We start from the raw sequence: 21870 nt of genomic DNA, 5'->3' as shown, positions 1-21870 counted from the left end.
GCGATTTCCCCCCTTTGCCACATAGGGTGAGCGGTCGGGTACCCGGCATAGCCGCAATGGCTCACGGCGGGCCCGCCGCCCCGCGCCGGAGGCGGACGTCCTGCCGCGGCACTTCGCCGGATCGGCTCCGGTCGTCACGGTCCATCCGCCCGGCGGTCCCGGGCGGGGCCGTTCGGGTGCCCGGGGGCCGGCCGGCGTGCTCCGGCCCCGGTACCGGGTCTCAGTCCTCGTGGTCGCGCCCGGTGGCGGCGACCGCGCGGGCCCACCGGTAGTCGGCCTTGCCGCTCGGGGAGCGCCGGATTCGCGGGATGATCACCAGCCGTCGCGGGACCTTGTAGCCCGCCAGCCGGGACCGGCAGTGGGTCTGCACGTCGTCGAGCGAGGGCTCGGCCGCCCCCTCGCGCAACTGCACGACGGCCGCGACGTGACTGCCCCACCGCTCGTCCGGCACTCCGGCGACCAGTGCGTCGTACACGTCCGGATGCGCCTTCAGCGCCTGCTCGACCTCCTCGGGGTACACCTTCTCGCCCCCGGTGTTGATGCACTGCGAGCCCCGGCCGAGGACGGTGACGATGCCGTCCGCGTCCACGGTCGCCATGTCGCCGAGCAGGACCCAGCGCTGCCCGCCCCGGTGGAAGAAGGTCTCGGCGGTCTTGCGCGGATCGTTGTAGTAGCCGAGCGGCACATGGCCGCACTGGGCGATCCGCCCCGGCTCGCCGGGGGCGGTCGGTTCGAGCGTCACGGGATCGACCACGGCCGTTCGGGAGTTGACCTGGAGCCGGAATCCCCTCTCGGGGCCCGAGTCGGCCGTCGCCGTGCCGTTGAAACCGGACTCCGAGGAACCGAAGTTGTTGAGCAGCATCGCCGACGGCACCAGCGACTGGAACTCCGCGCGCACCGAGTCCGACATGATCGCGCCCGAACTGGAGACCGAGAACAACGGCGAGCAGTCGGTGCCCCTCAGCGGTCCCTTCAGGGCGTCGATGAGCGGCCGCAGCATCGCGTCGCCCACCAGCGAGACGCTGGTGACCTTCTCCCTCTCGATCGTCCGCAGCACCTCGGCGGGTACGAACTTGCGGTGGACGACCACCCGTTGGCCGAAATTGAAGGCGATGAACGCGGTGAGCGTCGACGTCCCGTGCATCAGCGGGGGAGTGGGGAAGAAGGTGATCCCGTCCCCGCCCGCGGCCACCCGCTCGGCCAGCTCCTGCGGGGACTTCACCGGCTCGCCGGTCGGCGCGCCCCCGCCGAGGCCGGAGAAGAAGAGATCCTCCTGGCGCCACATCACGCCCTTGGGCATGCCGGTGGTGCCCCCCGTGTAGATGATGAACTGGTCGTCGGCCGAACGCCGGGGGAAACCGCGCCCCGGGCTCCCCGCCGCCTCCGCGTCCGTGAACGCCACGGCGTCCGGGCCGTCCGCGCCCGCCGGCGGCCCGCCCACCCGGATCAGGTGACGCAGGGCCGGGGCCTTCGGGGCGGCGGCCCGGACCCGGTCGTCGAACTCGGCGTCGAAGACCAGGGCCGCCAGATCCGCGTCCCGGTAGAGGTAGACCAACTCATCTTCCACATAGCGGTAGTTGACGTTGACCGGGACGATACGGGCCTTGAGGCAGGCAAGTAACGTCTGGAGGTACTCGATTCCGTTGTAGAGGTGCAGCCCCAGGTGTTCACCGGCGGTGATCCCGCTGTCCAGCAGGTGGTGGGCGACGCGGTTGGCCGCCGCGTCCAGCTCCGCGTACGTCAGCCGGCGTTCCGCACCCGTACCGGGATGGTCGACGTAGACGAGCGCCTCGCGTCCCGGGACCGCGTCGACGACCGACTCGAACAGGTCGGCAAGGTTGTACTCCACCGTTCCTCCTGACCCCGGCTGCTGACTGACACGGCGTCATTAGAGCGCCGGGAGGCGCAAGTGGGAAGGGCGCCGCCGAATAAATCTGACTACCTGTCAGAAAACTATTGAACTGGTCCTCCGCCTACTGCAACCTGTTCCAGTGCCGCGACCGGCAGGGCCCGCCGGAGGGCCGCCAGGTCGTGAGACGGGAGGCAGGCGAACCATGGGTGGTACCGAACACCTCACCGTGCGGCGCGAGGGCGCCACACTGGTCCTCACCCTGAACAGGCCCGAGGCGAAGAACGCCCTGTCGCTGCCGATGCTGGTCGGGCTGTACGACGGCTGGCTGGCCGCGGACGCGGACGACACGGTCCGATCGATCGTCCTCACCGGCGCCGGTGGCTGTTTCTGCGCCGGAATGGACCTCAAGGCCCTGGCCGGCACGGGGATGGCGGGCGAGGAGTACCGCGACCGGATGACGGCCGACCCCGACCTGCACTGGAAGGCGATGCTGCGGCACCACCGCCCGCGCAAACCGGTCGTCGCCGCCGTCGAGGGCCATTGCGTGGCGGGCGGCACAGAGATCCTCCAGGGCACCGACATCCGGATCGCCGGAGCGGGCGCCACCTTCGGACTCTTCGAGGTCGTGCGCGGTCTCTTCCCCATCGGCGGCTCCACGGTGCGGCTGCCGCGCCAGATCGCCCGCACCCACGCGCTCGAAATGCTCCTCACCGGACGCCCCTACAGCGCCGGGGAGGCCGCCGCCATCGGGCTGATCGGCCGCGTCGTGCCCGACGGCACCGCCCTGGAAACGGCCCTCGACGTCGCCGAGCGGATCAACGCCTGCGGACCGCTCGCCGTCGAGGCCGTCAAGGCGTCCGTGTACGAGAGCGCCGACCTGACCGAGACCGAGGGCCTCGCGGCCGAACTGAAACGCGGGTGGCCGATCTTCGCCACCGACGACGCCAAGGAAGGCGCCCGCGCCTTCGCCGAGAAGCGCCCGCCCGTCTACCGGCGCTCCTGAACACGGAGGCAACCGTGCCCGACATCCTCAGCGCACCCCTGGTGGTCGAATTCCCCTTCACCCGCTCCCTGGGACCGGTCCAGAGCGCCTTCCTCACCGGACTGCGCGAACGCACCGTCCTCGGTGTCCGCACCGAGGCGGGAAAGATCCTGGTCCCGCCCGTCGAGTACGACCCCGTCACCGCGGCGGAGATCCGCGACCTGACCGAGGTCGCGCCCACCGGAACCGTCACCACCTGGGCCTGGAACCCCGCCCCGCGTCCCGGCCAGCCGCTCGACACCCCCTTCGCCTGGATCCTGGTGCGGCTCGACGGCGCCGACACCTCCCTGCTGCACGCCCTGCACGCCCCCGGCCCCGGCGCCGTCCGCACCGGCATGCGCGTCCGGATCCGCTGGGCGGCCGAGCGCACCGGCGCGATCACGGACATCGCCTGCTTCGAGCCGTACGAGGGCGAGGCGGGCGAAAGCGCCCCGCACAGCGGCGAGTTCACCGACCCCGTGCACGGCATCGTCACCCCCGCCCGGCTCGACTACCGCTACACACCGGGCCGCGCCCAGACCGCGTACCTCGAAGCGCTCCGCGAGCACCGCGTCGTCGGGGAACGCTGCCCGTCCTGCGCCAAGGTGTACGTACCGCCCCGAGGCGCCTGCCCCACCTGCGGCGTCGCCACCACCGAACGGGTCGAGGCCGGCCCGCGCGGCACGGTCACCACCTTCTGCGTCGTCAACATCAAGGCCCGGAACCTCGACATCGAGGTCCCCTACGTCTACGCCCACGTCGCCCTCGACGGGGCGGACCTCGCCCTGCACGCCCGGATCGGCGGCATCCCCTACGACCGGGTGCGCATGGGCCTGCGGGTCGAACCCGTCTGGACCGGGGAAGGACGCCATCCCGACCACTACCGGCCGACCGGGGAGCCGGACGCCGACTACGACACGTACAAGGAGCTGCTGTAGATGCGAGACGTGGCGATCGTCGCCTTCGCCCAGACGGATCACCTGCGGCGCACCGACGAACTCTCCGAGGTCGAGATGCTGATGCCGGTGCTCCACCGGGTCCTCGACGCGACCGGCCTCGTGGCCGGGGACATCGGCTTCACCTGCTCCGGCTCCAGCGACTACCTCGCGGGCCGCGCCTTCTCCTTCACCATGGCGCTCGACGGGGTCGGCGCCTACCCGCCGATCTCCGAGTCCCACGTGGAGATGGACGGAGCCTGGGCGCTGTACGAGGCATGGGTCAAGATCCGCACCGGACAGGCGGACACCGCGCTCGTCTACTCCTACGGAAAGTCCTCACCCGGCACCGTACGCGACGTCCTCACCCGCCAGCTCGACCCGTACTACGTCGGCCCGCTCTGGCCGGACTCCGTCGCGCTCGCCGCACTCCAGGCCCAGGCGCTGATCGACGCGGGCGACACCGACGAGGCCGCACTCGCCGCGATCGCCGCCCGCAGCCGCACCGCCGCCGCGGACAACCCGCACGCCCAGCTCACCGGACCGGTCCCGGCGGGCGACTACGTCGTGGGGCCGCTGCGCACCGGCGACTGCCCGCCCGTCGGCGACGGCGCGGCGGCCGTGATCCTCGCCGCCGACGACACCGCGCGGGCCCTGTGCCCGCGCCCCGCCTGGATCCGCGGCATCGACCACCGCGTCGAGGCCCACAGCCTGGGGGTGCGCGAACTCACCGAGTCGCCGTCCACCCGGCTCGCCGCCGAACGGGCCGGGGTCTTCGAACGCCCCGTGGACACCGCCGAGCTGCACGCCCCGTTCACCTCCCAGGAAGTGGTGCTGCGCAAGGCGCTCCGGCTCGACGGCACCGTCACCGTCAATCCGTCCGGGGGCGCCCTCGCCGCCAACCCGGTCATGGCCGCCGGTCTGATCCGGCTCGGCGAGGCCGCGGCGCGCATCCACCGCGGCGAGTCCGACCGGGCGCTCGCCCACGCCACCTCCGGGCCCTGCCTGCAACAGAACCTGGTCGCCGTACTCGAAGGGGAGAGCGCTCATGCCTGAGGAGCCCGTGGCCGTCGTCGGCATCGGCCAGACGAAGCACGTCTCGGCCCGCCGGGACGTCTCCATCGCCGGACTCGTCCGCGAGGCCGCCCTCCGGGCCCTGGAGGACGCCGGGCTGACCTGGGCGGACATCGACGCCGTCGTCATCGGCAAGGCCCCCGACTTCTTCGAGGGCCTGATGATGCCCGAGCTGTACCTCGCCGACGCGCTCGGCGCGGTCGGCAAACCCGTGCTGCGGGTGCACACCGCGGGCTCGGTCGGCGGCTCCACCGCGCTGGTCGCCGCCAACCTGGTCGCCGCGCGGGTGCACCGCACCGTCCTCACCCTCGCCTTCGAGAAGCAGTCCGAGTCGAACGCCATGTGGGGCCTCTCGCTCCCGATCCCCTTCCAGCAACCGCTGCTCGCCGGGGCGGGCGGCTTCTTCGCCCCGCACGTGAGGGCCTACATGCGGCGCAGCGGCGCACCCGGGACGACAGGTTCGCTCGTCGCGTACAAGGACCGCCGCAACGCGCTGAAGAATCCGTACGCACACATCCACGACCCGGACATCACCCTGGAGAAGGTCCGCTCCGCCCCGATGCTCTGGGACCCCATCCGCTATTCGGAGACCTGCCCGTCCTCCGACGGGGCCTGCGCGATGATCCTCACCGACCGTGCCGGAGCGGACCGTTCACCGCACCCACCCGCCTGGGTGCACGGCGGCGCGATGCGCAGCGAGCCGACGCTCTTCGCCGGCAAGGACTTCGTCTCCCCGCGCGCCGGCCGGGACTGCGCCGCCGACGTCTACCGGCAGGCGGGGATCACCGACCCGCGCCGGGAGATCGACGCCGTGGAGATGTACGTGCCGTTCTCCTGGTACGAGCCGATGTGGCTGGAGAACCTCGGCTTCGCGGACGAGGGCGAGGGCTGGAAACTCACCGAGTCCGGCGTCACCGAGCTCGACGGCGACCTCCCCGTGAACCCCTCCGGCGGCGTGCTCTCCACCAACCCCATCGGCGCCTCGGGCATGATCCGCTTCGCCGAGGCCGCGTTGCAGGTACGGGGACGGGCCGGCGAGCACCAGATCGACGGGGCGCGCAAGGCGCTCGGCCACGCCTACGGCGGCGGGGCACAGTTCTTCTCCATGTGGCTGGTGGGAGCGGAGCCCCCCGGCAACTGATCGCGGGGCCGACCGGAATCCGGGGGAGGACCCGGCCGCGGTGCCGCCCCGACGGCCCGAACCACCCGGACGGCCCACCGCCGCCGTGTCACCGGCCCGCACCGACGCGGAACCGGGCCGCGACACGACGGCCCCGGCCCCGGGCGCGGAGGCCGTCCCGATGCCGGAGACGACGGGCCGCGGGAGCGACACGGCGGGCACCGGTCCGACAGGGCGTCCGGCCGGTCCGGCGGGCCGTACCGCGGGACGGGTGCGCCCGGACCCGGCTCCGCGACGTGAGCCGGGCCACGTACGATGTCCGCATGTCCTTCCTCCGCCGCCGCAGTGCAGCCACACCCGCGGGCCCCGACTTCGACGTCCTGGCCATGGACCCGGGAGACTGGCCCGGCAACCTCGGCGCGGGACTGCTGCCCGCGCCGGACGGGAGCTGCCAGGGTGTCTTCCTGCGCTACGACCTGTTCGGCGGCCGGGGCCCCGCGATGATCATCGGCAACCTCCCGGAGGGCTCGCCCGCCCGCGAGACCGAGGAGGGCCAGGCCCCGTTCGAGGTCGCCCAGCTGCTGCTCGCGCTGGAGAACGACGAACCGGTCGAGGTCACCGGCACCGAGGACATGCCGGTGATGCAGGGCGACAACCTGCTGATCGTCCGCCGCGTGAAGCTCTCCGAGAGCCGGATCTCCTGCGTCCAGTTCGACCGGAGCGACGGCGTGCTCGTCACCATCGCCAGCTGGGACCGGCCGATCACCGACGATCTGTACACGCTGCTGAAGCCCCTGCCCGCCGAGCTGTTCCAGCAGGGCTGAAACGTCCCTCCGCCGATGCCCGCGCCCTCCGCCCGCACGGTGTGAGGGGCGCGTCGGCGCGCAAGCGTCCAGGTACTCGCGACCTCCGTCCAAGAGGCCGCTCCGCCGTATGCCTTGTCGCCCATTCGTCGGACCTTTACCGTCGCCCGCATGACTTCCGGGATGACTCGACGTACCACGGTGAAGACAGCGATAGGTGCAACAGGCGCTCTTGCGCTGGGAATTCCCGCCCTCTCGGGCACGGCGAAGGCTGTCGGCACCTCCGATGAATCGACGGAGCCGCCGGGATCGGACCGTGCGAGCCGCGCGACAGCGGACCTGACACTGCGCTACAGCGCCCCGGCCACCGACTGGGAACGCGAGTCGCTTCCCCTCGGAGGTGGCGCGCTCGGCGCGAGTGTGTTCGGCACCCTCGCCTCCGAGCGGCTCACCCTCAACGAGAAGACGCTGTGGACCGGTGGCCCCGGTTCCTCGGACGGCTACGACTTCGGGAACTGGACCACACCCCGGCCGGGCGCCCTCGCCGAGGTGCGGGAACGGCTCGACGAGCGGGGCGCCCTCGATCCGGACACCGTCGCGACCCGGCTCGGCCAGCCGCGCCGCGGCTACGGCTCCTACCAGGTCCTCGGCGACCTGTGGCTGGACCTGGCGGACGCCCCCGAGGCTCCCGACGCCGCCTACCGGCGCACCCTCGACCTGCGCAACGCCCTTGCCTCCGTCACCTACACCCACCAAGGGGCCGTCCACACACGGGAGTTCTTCGTCTCCCACCCGGACCGGGTCGTCGTGGGGCACCTCGCCGCGGACCGCCCCGGGCAGGTGTCGTTCACCCTGCGGCACACCTCGCCCCGTGACGACCACACACTCACCGCCGACCGGGACCGGCTCACCGTCCGCGGCGCCCTGAAGGACAACGGGCTGCGCTTCGAGGCCCAGGTCCGGGTCCGGACCCACGGCGGCACCGTCACCCCCGGCGCGGACGGCACGCTCACCGTCCGCGGCGCCGACCGTGCCTGGTTCGTCCTCGCCGCAGCCACCGACTACGCCGACCGCTACCCCGGCTACCGCGGCGACGATCCGCACCGGGCGGTCACCACCGCCGTGGACCGTGCCGCCCGCGCCCCGTACGAGAAACTGCGCGACACCCACGTGCGCGACCACCGTGCCCTCTTCGACAGGGTCTCCCTCGACATCGCGCCGCCCCTGCCCGACCTGCCCACCGACCGGTTGCTCACCGAACACACCGACGGCACGGGCCCGGCCGACCGGGCCCTGGCGGCACTGTTCTTCCAGTACGGCCGCTACCTGCTGATCGCCTCCTCACGGGCCGGCTCCCTGCCCGCCAACCTCCAGGGCGTCTGGAACAACTCCACCACCCCGCCCTGGTCCGCCGACTACCACGGCAACATCAACCTGCAGATGAACTACTGGCCCGCCGAGGTCACCAACCTCCCCGAGACCACCGCACCGTACGACCGCTGCGTCGAGGCGATGCGCGCCCCCGGCCGGAGAACGGCCGAGGAGATGTTCGGCACGGACGGCTGGGTCGTGCACAACGAGACCAACCCGTACGGCTTCACCGGCGTCCACGACTGGTCCACCGCCTTCTGGTTCCCCGAGGCCGCCGCCTGGCTCACCCAGCAGATGTACGAGCACTACCGGTTCGGCGGCTCCACCGGCTACCTGCGCTCCACCGCCTACCCCGCGATGAAGGAGGCGGCCGAGTTCTGGCTGGCCAACCTGCGTACCGACCCGCGCGACGGACTCCTCGTCGTCACCCCCGGCTACTCGCCCGAGCACGGCGACTTCACCGCCGGTGCCGCCATGTCCCAGCAGATCGTCCACGACCTGTTCACCAACACCCTGGAGGCCGCCCGCACCCTCGGTGACGCGCCCGCCTTCCGAACCCGGCTGGAGTCGGCCCTCGCCCGGCTCGACCCCGGACTGCGGACCGGATCCTGGGGCCAGCTCCAGGAGTGGAAGGCCGACCGGGACGACCCGGCCGACACCCACCGCCACGTCTCCCACCTCTTCGCCCTCCACCCCGGCAGGCAGATCGAACCCGGCACGAAGTGGGCCGAGGCGGCCGAGGTCTCCCTGCGGGCGCGCGGCGACGGCGGCACCGGCTGGTCCAGGGCATGGAAGATCAACTTCTGGGCGAGACTGCGGGACGGCGACCACGCCCACCGGATGCTCGCGGAACAGCTCAGGAACTCCACCCTGCCCAACCTCTGGGACACCCACCCGCCGTTCCAGATCGACGGGAACCTCGGAGCCACCGCGGGCATCGCCGAGATGCTGCTGCAGAGCCACCACGGCACCGTCGAGATCCTCCCGGCCCTCCCGGCCGCCTGGCCGGACGGATCGGTACGCGGACTGCGCGCCCGGGGCGGCTTCACCGTCGACATCGACTGGGCCGCCGGGCAGGCCCGCCGTGTGGTGATCACGGCGGGCCGCAGCCGCGAGGCGACCGTCCGCAGCACGCTGTTCGCGAGCGGCGAGAGGGTCTTCACCGCGCGTGCGGGAGGGCGCTACACGCTGCTGCCCGAGAGCTGAGCGAACAGCGCCGTCACCCGGGCCGCCGACACACCGATCCCGGTGGGTCCGCTCAGGCGCGCCGGGGTGGCGGTGCCCCGGCGCAGATCCTGCTCCCGGTAGCGACGGCAGTCGCGGTGCCAGATCAGGATGCCCGCGAGCCAGTGCTTCAGTTCGAGAACGTACCCGGCCAGCGTCTCCCGCGCCTCCGCCCCCAGCTCGAAGTCGTCGTACAGCACCGGTAGTTCCTGCTCGGCGACGTGCAGGAACTGCCGCAGCCGCGACTTCATCAGGTCGTACACGATCTCCACGCCGGTGGGATAGTCCACCCCGAAGAAGTTCTGCACCACCAGGACGCCGTTGTGCACCTCGCCCTCGTACTCGATCTCCTTCTGGTACGAGAACAGGTCGTTGAGCAGACAGGCGTAGTCCGCCGCCGCGTTCTCCAGCGAGCGCATCGGGCCGCTGCGGTAGATCGCCTGCGGCACCTTCCGGCCGTGGCCCAGCCGGCACAGGCTCATCGTGAGGTCGGAGCCGAAGGTCCTGCGCCGCATCTCCACGTAGTCCACCGGGTCCGGGATGCGGTTCTGGACCTGGTTCGCGAGCTCCCACACCCAGCTCGCGGTCATGTCCTCGACCGCCTTGCGGAACGCGCGCCGCGCGGCCTCGTCCATCGGGGCCGAGGTCCGCGACCACAGATCGCCGAGCCCCCGCTCCAGCGCGTTCACCGGTTCGGGCGTCCCGCCCCCGTCCAGCGGCATGAACAGCGAGAGGCGCGCATTGGCGAGCTTGGCCCCCGCCAGATCCCGGGCCCGCCCGTGCACCACGGGGAACCAGTCGTCGCCGTACGTTCCCCAGGTCAGCCACTGCGAGGAGAGATCCAGTTCCCCCGGGGTCGCGTCCGGATGCAGTCCCGCCGCGCACAACGGCAGGTCGAACGCGACGAGCCGTTCCTCGTCCCAGATGTGCGAGCCCGGTACGCCCGGCTGGGCCTCCAGGATCCCCATCCGCCGCGACCAGTCGACGATCCGGACCCGTGCCCCGTCCAGATGCGGGCTGAGCGTCGTACCGAACGGCAGATCGAAGTCGGGCAGCAGGGACGGGCCGACGTGCTGGTACGGCACATGGGTGTGACTGCGCAGCCGGGCCGACTCCGAGCGGGCCGTCAGCACGATCGACGCGGCGGCCATGCCGGGGACGGGCGCGCCCCCGGCCCTGCCGCCGTCGTTCATGTAGCGGCTGGAACGCATGTGCCATTCGTGCCCGCCCGACTGCCAGTCCTGCAGGCCCTTGGCGTAGGCGAGAACCGCCGCGGTCCGGGCCGGGTCGAGGCCCTTCTCCACGCACAGCGGGGGGACTTCGGTGAGCGCGGTGTTCTCGAACTGCTGGAGCCGTGAGGTCAGCAGATCGTTCACCGCCTCGGCGGCCTCCTGTGTGGAACACCCGAGGAAGTGTTCGAGCACCAGTACGCCATTGCTGTTCTCGCCCTCGTCCTCGACCTCCCGCTGGTACGAGAACAGGTCGTTGCGCAGGTGCACGGCGTCGGAGAAGGCATCCCGCAGCACGTGCAGCGCGCGCTCCTCGGCCACCGCCGCGGGGACCTCCGCACCCGCCGCGTACTCCACGAGCCCCGCCGACCACGGCGCACCGCCCACCTTGCGCCGCATCTCGATGTACTCGACGGGGTTCGCGATGCGCCCCTCGTTGATGTTGGCGAGTTCCCACAACGACTCGTCGAGAAGGTTCTTCGTGGCCTCGGCGAACCGGGCCCGCCAGGCGTCGGACATGCTGGGCACCGTCCGCGCCCACAGATCGGCCAGACCCGCCTCGACCGGATTCGTCGGCTCGGGCATCGGCGCCCCGCGTTCCATCGGCATGAAGGCCGGCAGCCGGTCCAGGTACCGCTTGCCGCCCTCGCGGTCGGGGGTCCGCTTGAACAGCTCCAGGAAGTGGTCGTCGAAGAAGAAGACCCAGACATACCAGTCCGTCACCAGCGACAGCGCCTCGGACGAGCAGTCGGGATGGGTGTACGCGCACAGCAGCGCGTAGTCGTGGGAGTCGAGGTCCCTCTCCTCCCAGATGCCCGAACCCTCCAGCATTCCCATGCCGCGCGCCCACTTCTTGGTGTGCCGCCGCGCCTCCTCGACATGGGGGTTGAGCCGCGCCGGATACGGGACGTAGAAGTCCGGCAGGGTGAAGGGCTGAGCCATGTGTGTCGGGCCTTTCGGGATGTCGCCGTGCGCAGGCCGCACGAACCGGTTGTCCGCGCGAGCCCTACCCTGCCGCCGATCGGGGTACGCACAAGAAGGATTAGTCACACAAATGGTCGTCCCGGGTGAGGCGTGTCCCCGTGCGCCGGCCTTCGGCCCCGTCCCTTCGGAACCAGTGGAAACCAGGCGCCGCCGCCATTGCCCCGGAGTCTTCCCTCCGCAGGTCAAAGAGGGTGCCAGTGGTCTGGTCCACTGGCTCGATCCGCCGGGTCCGCCGCACTCTTGACGTGCTGTCATCTCAGGTCGGAGAGTGTGCGCGCACCACGGAACAGCGAGATCGGACCACGCACGGCTCCACGCACGCACGGCTCCACGCACGTCTCCAGGGAAGGTTGTCATGACGTCCAAGCAGAGGACCGGACTCGCGGTCGCGATGACGACGGTCGGCGCGCTGAGCATGGCACTGCTCAGCCCCACCACACAGGCCGGCGCGGACGAGGTGCGGCCCGAGTGCCCGCGCTCCCTCGCCTGCGACTGGGTACCGGCGGCCTACCAACAGACCGGCGATCCGGCCGACAAGGAGACGTACGGGAACTACGACACCTCCGACCGGCCCCACACCAACAAGATCAAGTTCATCGTCCTGCACGACACCGAGGAGGACTTCGACACCACCCTGGAGATCTTCCGGAATCCGCTGAAGCAGGCGTCCGCCCACTACGTGGTGCGCTCGGCGGACGGCCACGTCACCCAGATGGTGAAGAACAAGGACGTCGCCTGGCAGGCGGGCAACTGGTACGTCAACAGCCACTCGATCGGCATCGAACAGGAAGGCGTCGCCGTCGAGGGCGCCACCTGGTACACCCCCGAGATGTACCGCTCGACCGCCCGGCTGGTGCGCTACCTCGCAGCCAAGTACGACATCCCGCTCGACCGCCAGCACATCATCGGCCACGACGGCGTGCCACCGACCAGCGCGTCCGGAACGAAGAACATGCACTGGGACCCGGGCCCGTACTGGGACTGGAACCGCTTCATGGCGCTGCTCGGCGAGCCCACCGTGCCGACCGCCCGCAAGAACAGCGAACTCATCACGCTCAGCCCGGACTTCAAGAAGAACAAGCAGGCGTTCCGGGACTGCGAGAAGGGCGTCGACCTGCCCGTGCAGGGTTCCGGCGCCGTCCCGCTCCACACCGCCCCGTCCACCGACGCGCCGCTGTTCTCCGACCCCGGTCTGCACACGGACGGCTCGCCCGGCACGAACTGCGCCGCCGACTGGGGCAGCAAGATCAGCGCCACCCAGCAGGCCGTCGTCGCGGACCGCGCGCCGGGCTGGACGGCGATCTGGTGGTACGGACGAAAGGCGTGGTTCCGCACCCCGTCGCACACCCGGACCACCACACCCACCGCCGGATACGTGGTCAGGCCCCGGGCGGGACACGACGAGGTGCCGGTCTACGGTGTGGCGTACCCCGAGAAGTCCGAGTACCCGGCAGGCTTCGGGGACGGGCCGGTGGGCTCGCCGCTCCCGTACACGATCAAGGCCGGCCAGTCCTACCCCGGCGGCGGAGAGGCCCCCACGGGCTACTTCTACTCCCCGACGATCGACTCCTCCCACCCGTTCGACCACGCGTACTTCCGGGGCGGGCAGAAGTACGTGACGGTGCAGATCGGCCACCGCGTCGCCTTCGTCAAGGCGTCCGACGTGGACATCGTGCGCGCGCACTGAGCGCGCACGACGCGCCGCGGACTCCGGTCACGGCCCATCGCACGACAGCGCCGCGGGCCCGGTGTGTCGGCACCGGACCCGCGGCGTGTCCCCCTGGAATGGTCAGCGAGTGCCGACCGCGGCACGAACGGCCCGACGGGCCATCGCGCAGTCGTCGTGCAGGCGACGCAGCAACAACCGCTGCTCCTCGCTCGACGAGAGCGCGCCCGGCCGGTCCTGGCCGGCGCCCGGGGGCACCGGCTCGCGCATGGCCCGCTGGACCGCCGTCTCATAGGTACGGATCTCACGCGTCAGCACCAGCATCAGGTTCACCAGGAACGCGTCGCGCGACGCGGGTCCGGCCGCCTGCGCGAGCTGGCTGATCTGGCGCCGTGCCGCGGGTGCGTCACCCAGCACCGCCCAGAGCGTCGCCAGGTCGAATCCCGGCAGGTACCAGCCCGCGTGTTCCCAGTCCACCAGCACCGGCCCGGTGGGCGACAACAGGATGTTGGAGAGCAGCGCGTCACCGTGGCAGAACTGCCATGTCGTCGGGCGGCCGCCCGTCTGGGCCAGGCCGTGCAACAGCTTCTGCAGGTCGCCGAGATCACGATCGGTGAACAGCCCGAGCTCGTGATACCGGGCGATTCGGGAGGCGTAGTCCAGCGGTGCGTCGAACAGTCCGGGGGCCGGGCGCCACGCGTTGACGCGGGCGACCGCACCCAGCACGGTCCGTACGTCGGCCCTGGGCGGTGCCTCCGAGGGGTGCCGGGTCAACGCCGCCACCCGGCCGGGCATCCGCTCGATCACCAGGACGCAGTTCTCCGGGTCGGCCGCGATGAGCCGGGGCGCCCGTACCGGCGGACGGTGCCGGACGAACGCGCGATATGCGGCTATTTCGTGGCGGAACCGCTCCGACCAGGCGGGTGAGTGGTCGAGTAAGCACTTGGCGACCGCCGTCGTGCGTCCGGTGGAGCCGACCAGGAGCACCGAACGGCCGCTGCGGCGCAGAACCTGTACCGGGTTGAACTCCGGGCAGATCCGTTGCACCGAGGCGATCACCATCCTCAGCTGGGCGCCCTGCGGACCGGACAGGTCCAGCCGTCCGCTGAGCGGCGCGCCGCCCACCCCCACCGGTCGCCGCGGCCGGACCGCCCCGGGCGCCGACGCCGCGGCGTGCGGAGCGAGGTACGGTCCGCCGCCCGCCCCCAGGGGACGAAGCGGCCGGGGCGGGGCGGTCACGGAGGACGATGCTGTGTACATGGGCGAGACAGATCCCTTCGTGCGCCGACAAGTTGCGTGCGCCGCCCCGCCGGCGGCCGTTCGGCACCCTGGGGAGTACCTAGGGCTGCCGGGCGGGGTGGCGCTTTCCTACCTGACACCGGGGCGCGGGTGGCAGACCATCTGGCGAACCCTGGCGAACCCTGGCGAATAGTCGCGACGCATCTGACAGGGGGTTACTGTCAACACAGCCGAGAACCTGGGGGCTTGACGTGACCGGAGAACCCAACACCCGCCTGTCCGACCTGTTCGGCCTCGCCGGCTGGTCCAAGGGCGAACTCGCGAGACTGGTGAACCGGCAGGCGGCGGCCATGGGCCATCCGCAACTGGCCACCGACACCTCGCGGGTGAGGCGTTGGATCGAGACGGGGGAGTCCCCCCGCGATCCCGTGCCCAAGGTGCTGGCAGCCCTGTTCACCGAGCGGCTCGGCCGTGTCGTGACCATCGAGGACCTCGGGTTCGGCCGACGCGGGCGTGTGGGGAGACGGCGAGAGGTCGGGACGGAGAACAATCCCGACGGACTGCCCTGGGCGCCCGAGCGGACGGCAGCGGTCCTCACCGAATTCACGGGAATGGACCTCATGCTCAACCGACGCGGCTTGGTGAGCGCGGGCGCCGCGCTCGCCGCAGGATCGACCATCACCGGCCCGATGCACGACTGGTTGCACAGCGACCCCGTGCTCGCGGCCGACGTCCCACGGACGGAAGTCCCCACGCACGCCGACTCCGCCGGATTCGACCGGTACGAGGCGGCGCCCATCGGATCGGAGGAGATCGAGGCGCTCGAACGGTCCGTCGAGGTGTTCCGCGCCTGGGACGCGTCCCGGGGCGGCGGCCTTCAGCGCAAGGCCGTGGTGGGCCAGCTCAACGAGGTGGGGGGCATGCTCGCCTACCGGCATCCCGATCATCTGCAACGTCGGCTCTGGGGCGTCGCCGCCAATCTCTCGGTGCTCGCGGGATGGATGTCCCACGACATCGGTCTCGAACCCACCGCGCAGAAGTACTTCGTCATCGCCGCCCACGCCGCACGTGAGGGCGGCGATCGCCCGCGCGCGGGCGAGGCGCTGTCCCGGGCGGCTCGTCAGATGGTCCACCTCGGCCGCCCGGACGAGGCACTCGACCTGATGAAGCTGGCCAGGTCCGGCTCCGGTGACATGGTCCTGCCGCGTACCCGGGCGATGCTGTACACCATCGAGGCGTGGGCACAGGCGTCGATGGGACGGGGCCAGACGATGCGGCGCACGCTGGGCAAGGCCGAGGAACTGTTCGTCTCGGACAAGGGCGACGTGCCGCCCCCGAGCTGGATGCAGATGTTCGACGAGGCGGATCTGCACGGCATGCAGGCCCTGGCGTTCCGTACGCTCGCCGAACACGACCCGTCGGTGGCGGCGGTGGCCCAGCGCCATGCCAAGCGGGCTCTGGAACTCCGGGTCAACGGCCGCCAGCGGTCCAAGATCTTCGACTACATCTCACTCGCCTCGGCGTGCTTCATCGCCGACGATCCCGAACAGGCCGACCGCTACGCGCGACTGGCGCTGGTGACGATGGGGGAGACCTCCTCGCACCGCACCTGGGACAGGCTGCGCGAGATGTACCGATTGACGGGCCAGTTCGCGGGCTACGCGAAGATCGAGGACCTGCGCGAGGAGATCAAGGTCTCCATGCCGCAGCACTCCGTCATCAAGCAGCCCAGGCGCTCGTCCGAGATCTGACAAGCGCGGGCACCGCGCGATCGGGTGCCGGTCGTGGAGGCACGACCGACGACAGCCCCTCTTCTCACCGTCCGACCGAATCCGTGCTCGGCCGTCGGCCGTCCGGACGGCACGCCCGTGGGCGGTCCCTTCCTCCCACGTCGTTCCGCGGCGTTCGCAGATGTCCGTGTTCACGCATGTGTGCCGCCGAGCCCACTGATGCGGGCGATCAGCACACACGCGTCGTCCAGGCGTTCGGTGCCACCGAACTCCGTGACGACCGTACGCACGCACTCCTGTGCCGTGCGCGCGTGTGCGAAGCGCGGTGCGAGGGCGAGCAGGGCGTCCGGGCCCGCATCCCGGTCGCTGTGACGGCTCAGTCCGTCGGTGTGCAGGACCAGCACGTCGCCGGGCAGCAGGTTCACTTCGTCCTGCTCGTAGGCGACCTTGGACGCCGCGCCGAGCAGGACGCCGTCGGGCGGTGGCAGCGGGCACCCCTCTCCGTTGCGGAACAGCAGCGGTGCGGGGTGCCCCGCCTGCGCCCAGACGAGAGTGCCGTCCGCCGGGTCGAAGCGGCAGCACATCGCGCTGCCGAGGGCCGGCCGGGCGGACGATTCGAGTAACTGGTTGAGGTGGCCCATCAGGGCCCCGGGCTCGATCCCGGCCACGGCCATCCCGCGCAGCGCGCCCAGCAGCATCGCCATGGACGAGGTGGCCTGGATGCCGTGCCCGGTCAGGTCGCCCACGGTGAGCACCGTCCTGCCGTCCGGCAGTTCCAGGGCGTCGTACCAGTCGCCGCCGATCAGGGAACTCGACGCCGACGGAAGGTAGTGGGCGGCGATGTCCAGCGCGCCCGCGCCGTGCGAGGGCAGGCGCAGCGATCCCCGCCACGGGGGCAGTACGGCCTCCTGGAGCTCGACCGCCATCCTGTGCTCGGTCCGGGCCATGTGGCGGCGACGGTGCAGTGATTCCCGGGTCCGTCGTACCGTCCGCTGGCTGCTGCGCAGTTCGCTGACATCACGCAGAACCGCCCACATCGAGGCGGTGCAGCCGTCCGTGTCCAGAACCGGCTCGCCCCTCATGTGGAGCGTGCGCGTGTGTCCGTCCGCCACCCGGATGCGGAATTCGCCGTCTATCGGCTTCCCGTCCACCAGGCAGTCCGTGACCAGTGCGGTGAGCAGTGGCTGGTCCTCGGGGAGAAGCACGGACGGGAGGTCGTCCAGGGAGAGCGGGCCGCTGTCGGGCGACCTGCCGAAGATCTGGAACAGCTCTTCGGACCAGGTGACTTCGTCGGTCAGCAGATTCCACTCGGCGCTGCCCACTCTGCCGATGGGTGGACCGGGTTCCGGCGGATCGGACGCGTCGTCGGGGCCGTTCCGGTCGGAGGCCTCCCCGGCCCGCCGCGCCGTTCGGGGCGTTTCCCGTGCGAGTCCTTCCCTGAGCTGCCCCAGTTGTGTGCCGAGATCGTCGAGGTGGTGGACCGCCAGTTCGCAGAGCGCGCGCTGCCAGCGTGCCTGTGGGTCCTCGTCGTCGATGAGCACCGCGTCCCGCCGTACCGCGTCCACCGCGCCGCGCAACTGCCGGGTCCGATCGATCAACAGCTCGACGGCGTCATGTTCGGGCGGCCGGGGGGCGGGGCGGTCCGCGGACAGAGGGGACGGCATCTCGTACTCCGATACAGGCGCGGCGCGACCAGGTCTGAAGGGTGGGCCGGGGTCGACTGTCGCACAGGCCGCAGGGGTGTGTAAGGGATTCGGCAACACTCGATACGTTGTTGCTTGCGGCATATGCCACCGGCGGTGCGGAGTGGCTCTTTATCGAACAAACTTTCTGTCGGCGGACGTTGGATCATGTGGGCGGAGGGTGAATGCGCTGCTTGTGCGCCGGTTGTGCGCCGTCGATGGATGACGTGCGACCGGAGCGGGGAAGGGGGCGCGCGTCGTTTCGTGGCCGCCGTCCGGCGGTCCGGGAGTGAAGGTGGTGGTTTATCATTCATCTATGTGGGGGCTGTTTCGGCGTCCCCCGTCCTGACCGCCCCGGCCGGCGACCCCCGATCCGGCCGGGGCCCCCTCGCCGGGCGTGCGCCGCTCGCGACGACCCCGAAGGCGTGGGCCCCGCCCAGGGGCTTCAGCCGCGGGTCCACCGCCACGGCGCGGCCTCGATCAGCAGGGCGCCGGCCGCGGGCACCACCGCGACCGCGGCCGCCACGTCCGGCCGGACCCGTACCGCCAGCGCGGTGACGGCGGCGCCCACCACGACCGCCAGCAGCCGACCCGATACCCAGCGATCCCCCTGTTGCCAGGACCGCAGCGCCGTGCGGCCCAGGAGAGAGGTGAGTGTGCCGGTGAAGTAGTTCGTGGGAGTCCTGAGGACGCGTCCCTGGATCCCCATGGCCGTGGAGATGAGGGCCAGCAGCCCCAGCCGGTCGCGGTCGGAGCCGACCGGGTCGAGCCACCACAGCGCGGCCCCCGCCGCCAGCAGTGCCACCTCGAACAGCAGCGTCACCGGCGGCGGCCACCGCAACCGCTCGGCCGCCCATGCCGCGAACGCGACCCCGACGCCGTACCCGGCGAGCGCGGTGAGCACCCGCGGGGCCGCCCCGTGCTCACCGGTGCCGACGGCGGAAGCGCCCAACAGGACGAGGTTTCCGGTCATCACTCCGGCGAAGACCTGACCGACGCAGATGAAGACGAAGGCGTCCGCCGCTCCCGAGGCGGCCGAGAGGAGCAGCATGGCCCATTCGCCCCGGGAGCCGTGGCCGGTGGAGGGGGAAACAGTGGACACGCCGTCATTCTCGGTGCGGCGGTACCCGATCGGGCCGATCCGTCCTCGGTGCGGCGCGGCGAGCCGGAGGCGCGGCGTGGTCGCGCGGTCCCGGCCCGCGCGGCATCCGTGCGCGGCCGATCCGTCCCCGCGGGCGTGCACGGGATGGCCCGGTCCACCGCGGACGGTGCAGGATCGGGGCATGACTTGGAAAGCACCGCACGTCGAGCGCATGTCCGGTTCACTCGTGGCGGGTGAGCGCGACATGATCACCGGGTACCTCGCGTGGTACCGCGACACCCTGCTGCACAAGTGTGCCGGGCTCACCGGGGAGCAACTCGCCGAGCGGACGGTGGAGCCGTCGGCCCTCACGCTTCTCGGGCTGATCCGCCACATGGCGAAGGTCGAACGCGTCTGGTTCCGCCGACGGTTCGCCGGCGAGGACCTGGACGAGATGTACGACCCGGCGAAGGGGAAGGACGCCGACTTCGAGGATCTGGACCCCGCCCGGGCGGAGGAGGACTACGGGCGTCTGGTCGAGGAGCGCCGACTGGCGGACGCGATCGTCGCCGATGCCTCGCTGGACGACACCTTCACCCACGCCGGTGAGGAGTACTCGCTGCGCATGGTGCATCTGCACATGATCGGGGAGTACGCGCGTCACATCGGTCACGCCGACCTGCTGCGCGAACGCCTCGACGGCGTGACGGGCGGCTGACGCGTCACGGCGGACGTTCCGGGCGGGCGGGCCGGCCGGGACGTCCAGATGTCGTGCCGGTGAACTTCCCTCCTGCCGGCACTCTTGACGCCGAGTCGCCATTGGTTATGGTCTAGTCCAAGTGCAAGGCAGCCTTCGGACGCCTGCGACTGCCGGGTGCATGCTCCCGTAGGTTCTGCAGTGCCCTTCGCGCCTCTTGGTCCCCACACTGGAGAGGCCGGTCCGCCATGGCCGGGTCCCCACTATCCGACTGTGCGCGGCGACGCCTCATGTGAAGGAGAAGCATGCACACGAAAAGGAAGACAGCCGCCGCCGTAGGTGCTCTGCTCGCCCCCGTACTGGCCCTGAGCCTGCCGGCCGGTTCCGCCAGCGCCCACGGATACATCTCGTCGCCGCCGAGCCGCCAGGCCCAGTGCGCCGCCGGGACCGTGAGCTGCGGAGAGATCAAGTACGAGCCGCAGAGCGTGGAAGGCCCCAAGGGGCTGACCAGTTGCAGCGGCGGAAACAGCCGTTTCGCCGATCTCGACAACGACTCCAAGGGCTGGAAGGTGACCCCGGTGAGCGGGACCACCTCCTTCCAGTGGGTCCTGACCGCCCGGCACGCCACGAGCACCTGGCAGTACTTCGCGGGCGGCCGGAAGATCGCGGAATTCAACGACAACGGTGCTCAGCCCGGTGCCACGGTCACCCACCAGGTGAACTTCGGTGGGCTGACCGGCAAGCAGAAGGTTCTCGCGGTGTGGAACATCGCCGACACCGCGAACGCCTTCTACGCCTGCATCGACGTGAACGTCGGCTGACCGGGGCCGGGGCCGCCGAGTCCCGGACCTCCCGGGTTGCCCGACGCACACGGAACCCCGGCCCGATTCCGGCGGGCCGGGGTTGTGTGTGGATGGACGGTCGGGTCAGTAGCGGTCGCCGCCGCGGTCGCCGCCGCGGTCACCGTGGTGCTCGATCACGCGGAAGCTGCCGACGACTCCGTCGTGGACGTGCACGCCGCCCCTGACGTGGCCGGGGAAGACCCCGTCGCTGGAGCTGTGCGGTCCGACGGTCGCGATCGGGGCGCCGTTGTCGCAGGTGGCACCGCGGAAGACCTCGACGCTCCGGCGGCTCTCGTTGCGGATGTTGAGGCTCTTGGAACCGAGCCCGCTGACGACGGTGATGCAGCCGCCGCGCTCGTCGGAGTAGGTGCGCTCGTTGATGTGGATGCGGCCTTCGTAGTGGTCGCGACCGCCGCGGTCGTGACCCCTGCCGTAGTCCTTGCCCTCGTTGCCCCGGCCCTCATTGCCCTTGCCCTCGTTGCCCTTGCCGGCGTCGCCGCCGTTGAGGGCCGTGGTGGGGGCGGCGGCCTGCTGGACGACGGGGGCCGCCTGGACCGGCGGTTCGGTGGTGGCGGCCGAGGCGTACGTGATGCCGGTGGCGGCCAGGGCCGCGGCGGCCGCCACAGCGGCGGTCACAACGGTGGAACGGGTAGCCATGTCACTTCTCCTGTCTCAGAGAGGCCGGCTGAGCAGTCGGCCCGAGACTGAACGTACTGACGGTCCTCATACCTGTCATATCGGACACGTTGCCCCGCACCCCCGGAACGTCGATCGAGGTACAGAAAGTACGCCAAATGCTATTTCCGGATTATCTGATCATTTGATAACTCTCCATGGTTTCCGGTGAGTTGATGAAACGTTGGTCCGTCCGGGCGACTTTCTGAAGCCCGCTCACCCCGGCGACGGCGTGTCGTTTGTTGACGTGCCAGGAAAATGGCTCACGCCGTTCCCCGGGGTGTGGCGATCGTGCCCCTGGCCTGGTGCTTTCCCTGAGGCGTGTGGGATCGTGCCGGCCGGTCGGCACGACCTGCCTCCCGTCCGGTGTTGTGCCCGCTCGTCGCCCGGCCGTGGGCGGTGGTCCGTGGCGGGCGGTGTTCAGCCCGGGAACTCGGTGCGTTCCCACCATTCGTAGACGGGCAATTGGCCCTCCGGGGTCTCCTGGTGGCGCGTGGTGACCCTGAAGTGCTCGTATCCGCCGCGGAACGAGATCTTGAGATCGCCCCCCGTGTCCGTGACCGGGACGATGCGCTCGGGAAGATCGTCGGGGCCGCCGTCGAGGAACGCCTTGGGTGTGTTGGTCATGAAGGGGAGTTTCGCCGG

General features: G+C 71.1%; 17 protein-coding genes. 10 read left to right on the top strand and 7 right to left on the bottom strand.

Annotation, left to right across the window (positions count from 1 at the left end; genetic code table 11):
• Positions 1 to 220 precede the first annotated feature (220 nt).
• The gene (locus ACF1CT_RS16550) at positions 221 to 1849 is read right to left on the bottom strand and encodes an acyl-CoA synthetase (protein WP_391784540.1); all 1629 of its coding nucleotides are present in this window, start codon (positions 1847 to 1849) and stop codon (positions 221 to 223) included.
• A 205-nt stretch (positions 1850 to 2054) separates the two neighbouring features.
• Between ACF1CT_RS16550 and ACF1CT_RS16545 the strand changes: the two genes are divergently transcribed.
• The 6 genes from ACF1CT_RS16545 (at position 2055) to ACF1CT_RS16520 (ending at position 9382) form a co-directional block, all read left to right on the top strand.
• Positions 2055 to 2855: a crotonase/enoyl-CoA hydratase family protein gene (locus ACF1CT_RS16545; protein ID WP_391784539.1), complete on the top strand. Its 801-nt coding sequence runs from the start codon at positions 2055 to 2057 to the stop codon at positions 2853 to 2855.
• 14 nt (positions 2856 to 2869) lie between these two features.
• Positions 2870 to 3811 (top strand): Zn-ribbon domain-containing OB-fold protein, encoded by a 942-nt coding sequence (locus tag ACF1CT_RS16540; protein WP_391784538.1) that lies wholly within the window; start codon positions 2870 to 2872, stop codon positions 3809 to 3811.
• Positions 3812 to 4864, top strand: a complete 1053-nt coding sequence (locus ACF1CT_RS16535) for a thiolase domain-containing protein (RefSeq protein WP_391784537.1) — start codon at positions 3812 to 3814, stop codon at positions 4862 to 4864.
• Positions 4857 to 6023, top strand: a complete 1167-nt coding sequence (locus tag ACF1CT_RS16530; RefSeq protein ID WP_391784536.1) for a thiolase domain-containing protein — start codon at positions 4857 to 4859, stop codon at positions 6021 to 6023. Before ACF1CT_RS16535 ends, ACF1CT_RS16530 begins: the two co-directional genes overlap by 8 nt.
• Positions 6024 to 6325: 302 nt before the next feature.
• On the top strand, positions 6326 to 6826 hold the full coding sequence (locus ACF1CT_RS16525) for a hypothetical protein (RefSeq protein WP_391784535.1): 501 nt from the start codon (positions 6326 to 6328) through the stop codon (positions 6824 to 6826).
• A gap of 162 nt (positions 6827 to 6988) precedes the next feature.
• Entirely contained in the window at positions 6989 to 9382 is a 2394-nt protein-coding gene (locus ACF1CT_RS16520; RefSeq protein WP_391784534.1) for a glycoside hydrolase N-terminal domain-containing protein, read from the top strand.
• On the opposite strand, the gene ACF1CT_RS16515 is transcribed toward ACF1CT_RS16520, so the two are convergent.
• Positions 9358 to 11571, bottom strand: a complete 2214-nt coding sequence (locus ACF1CT_RS16515) for a germacradienol/geosmin synthase (protein ID WP_391784533.1) — start codon at positions 11569 to 11571, stop codon at positions 9358 to 9360. The two genes, ACF1CT_RS16520 and ACF1CT_RS16515, sit on opposite strands and share 25 nt — an antisense overlap.
• Before the next feature lie 397 nt (positions 11572 to 11968).
• Between ACF1CT_RS16515 and ACF1CT_RS16510 the strand changes: the two genes are divergently transcribed.
• Positions 11969 to 13300: an N-acetylmuramoyl-L-alanine amidase gene (locus ACF1CT_RS16510; RefSeq protein ID WP_391784532.1), complete on the top strand. Its 1332-nt coding sequence runs from the start codon at positions 11969 to 11971 to the stop codon at positions 13298 to 13300.
• 102 nt (positions 13301 to 13402) lie between these two features.
• Here ACF1CT_RS16510 and ACF1CT_RS16505 read toward each other — a convergent pair whose 3' ends face one another.
• Positions 13403 to 14539, bottom strand: coding sequence for a phosphotransferase (locus tag ACF1CT_RS16505; RefSeq protein ID WP_391784531.1), 1137 nt, complete (start codon positions 14537 to 14539; stop codon positions 13403 to 13405).
• Between the two features lie 230 nt (positions 14540 to 14769).
• Here ACF1CT_RS16505 and ACF1CT_RS16500 point away from each other — a divergent pair, with 230 nt between their 5' ends.
• Entirely contained in the window at positions 14770 to 16269 is a 1500-nt protein-coding gene (locus ACF1CT_RS16500; protein ID WP_391784530.1) for a hypothetical protein, read from the top strand.
• Between the two features lie 170 nt (positions 16270 to 16439).
• Here ACF1CT_RS16500 and ACF1CT_RS16495 read toward each other — a convergent pair whose 3' ends face one another.
• Positions 16440 to 17912: a PP2C family protein-serine/threonine phosphatase gene (locus ACF1CT_RS16495; RefSeq protein WP_391784529.1), complete on the bottom strand. Its 1473-nt coding sequence runs from the start codon at positions 17910 to 17912 to the stop codon at positions 16440 to 16442.
• 463 nt (positions 17913 to 18375) lie between these two features.
• Positions 18376 to 19032, bottom strand: coding sequence for a YoaK family protein (locus tag ACF1CT_RS16490; RefSeq protein ID WP_391784528.1), 657 nt, complete (start codon positions 19030 to 19032; stop codon positions 18376 to 18378).
• A 181-nt stretch (positions 19033 to 19213) separates the two neighbouring features.
• Here ACF1CT_RS16490 and ACF1CT_RS16485 point away from each other — a divergent pair, with 181 nt between their 5' ends.
• Together ACF1CT_RS16485 and ACF1CT_RS16480 are read left to right on the top strand one after the other, a co-directional pair.
• A complete protein-coding gene (locus tag ACF1CT_RS16485; protein ID WP_391784527.1) occupies positions 19214 to 19729 on the top strand; it encodes a DinB family protein in 516 nt (171 codons plus the stop codon).
• Between the two features lie 284 nt (positions 19730 to 20013).
• Positions 20014 to 20529, top strand: a complete 516-nt coding sequence (locus tag ACF1CT_RS16480) for a lytic polysaccharide monooxygenase auxiliary activity family 9 protein (protein WP_391784526.1) — start codon at positions 20014 to 20016, stop codon at positions 20527 to 20529.
• Positions 20530 to 20634: 105 nt separating this feature from the next.
• On the opposite strand, the gene ACF1CT_RS16475 is transcribed toward ACF1CT_RS16480, so the two are convergent.
• Positions 20635 to 21207 carry a hypothetical protein gene (locus ACF1CT_RS16475; protein ID WP_391784525.1) on the bottom strand — a complete coding sequence of 191 codons (573 nt, stop codon included), beginning with the start codon at positions 21205 to 21207 and terminating at the stop codon, positions 20635 to 20637.
• A 438-nt stretch (positions 21208 to 21645) separates the two neighbouring features.
• Entirely contained in the window at positions 21646 to 21852 is a 207-nt protein-coding gene (locus tag ACF1CT_RS16470) for a DUF5988 family protein (RefSeq protein WP_391784524.1), read from the bottom strand.
• Positions 21853 to 21870: the final 18 nt, after the last annotated feature.

Source organism: Streptomyces sp. NPDC014734, from assembly GCF_043083325.1.
Lineage (GTDB): Bacteria > Actinomycetota > Actinomycetes > Streptomycetales > Streptomycetaceae > Streptomyces.
This window is presented reverse-complemented; position numbering and strand designations above follow the sequence as displayed.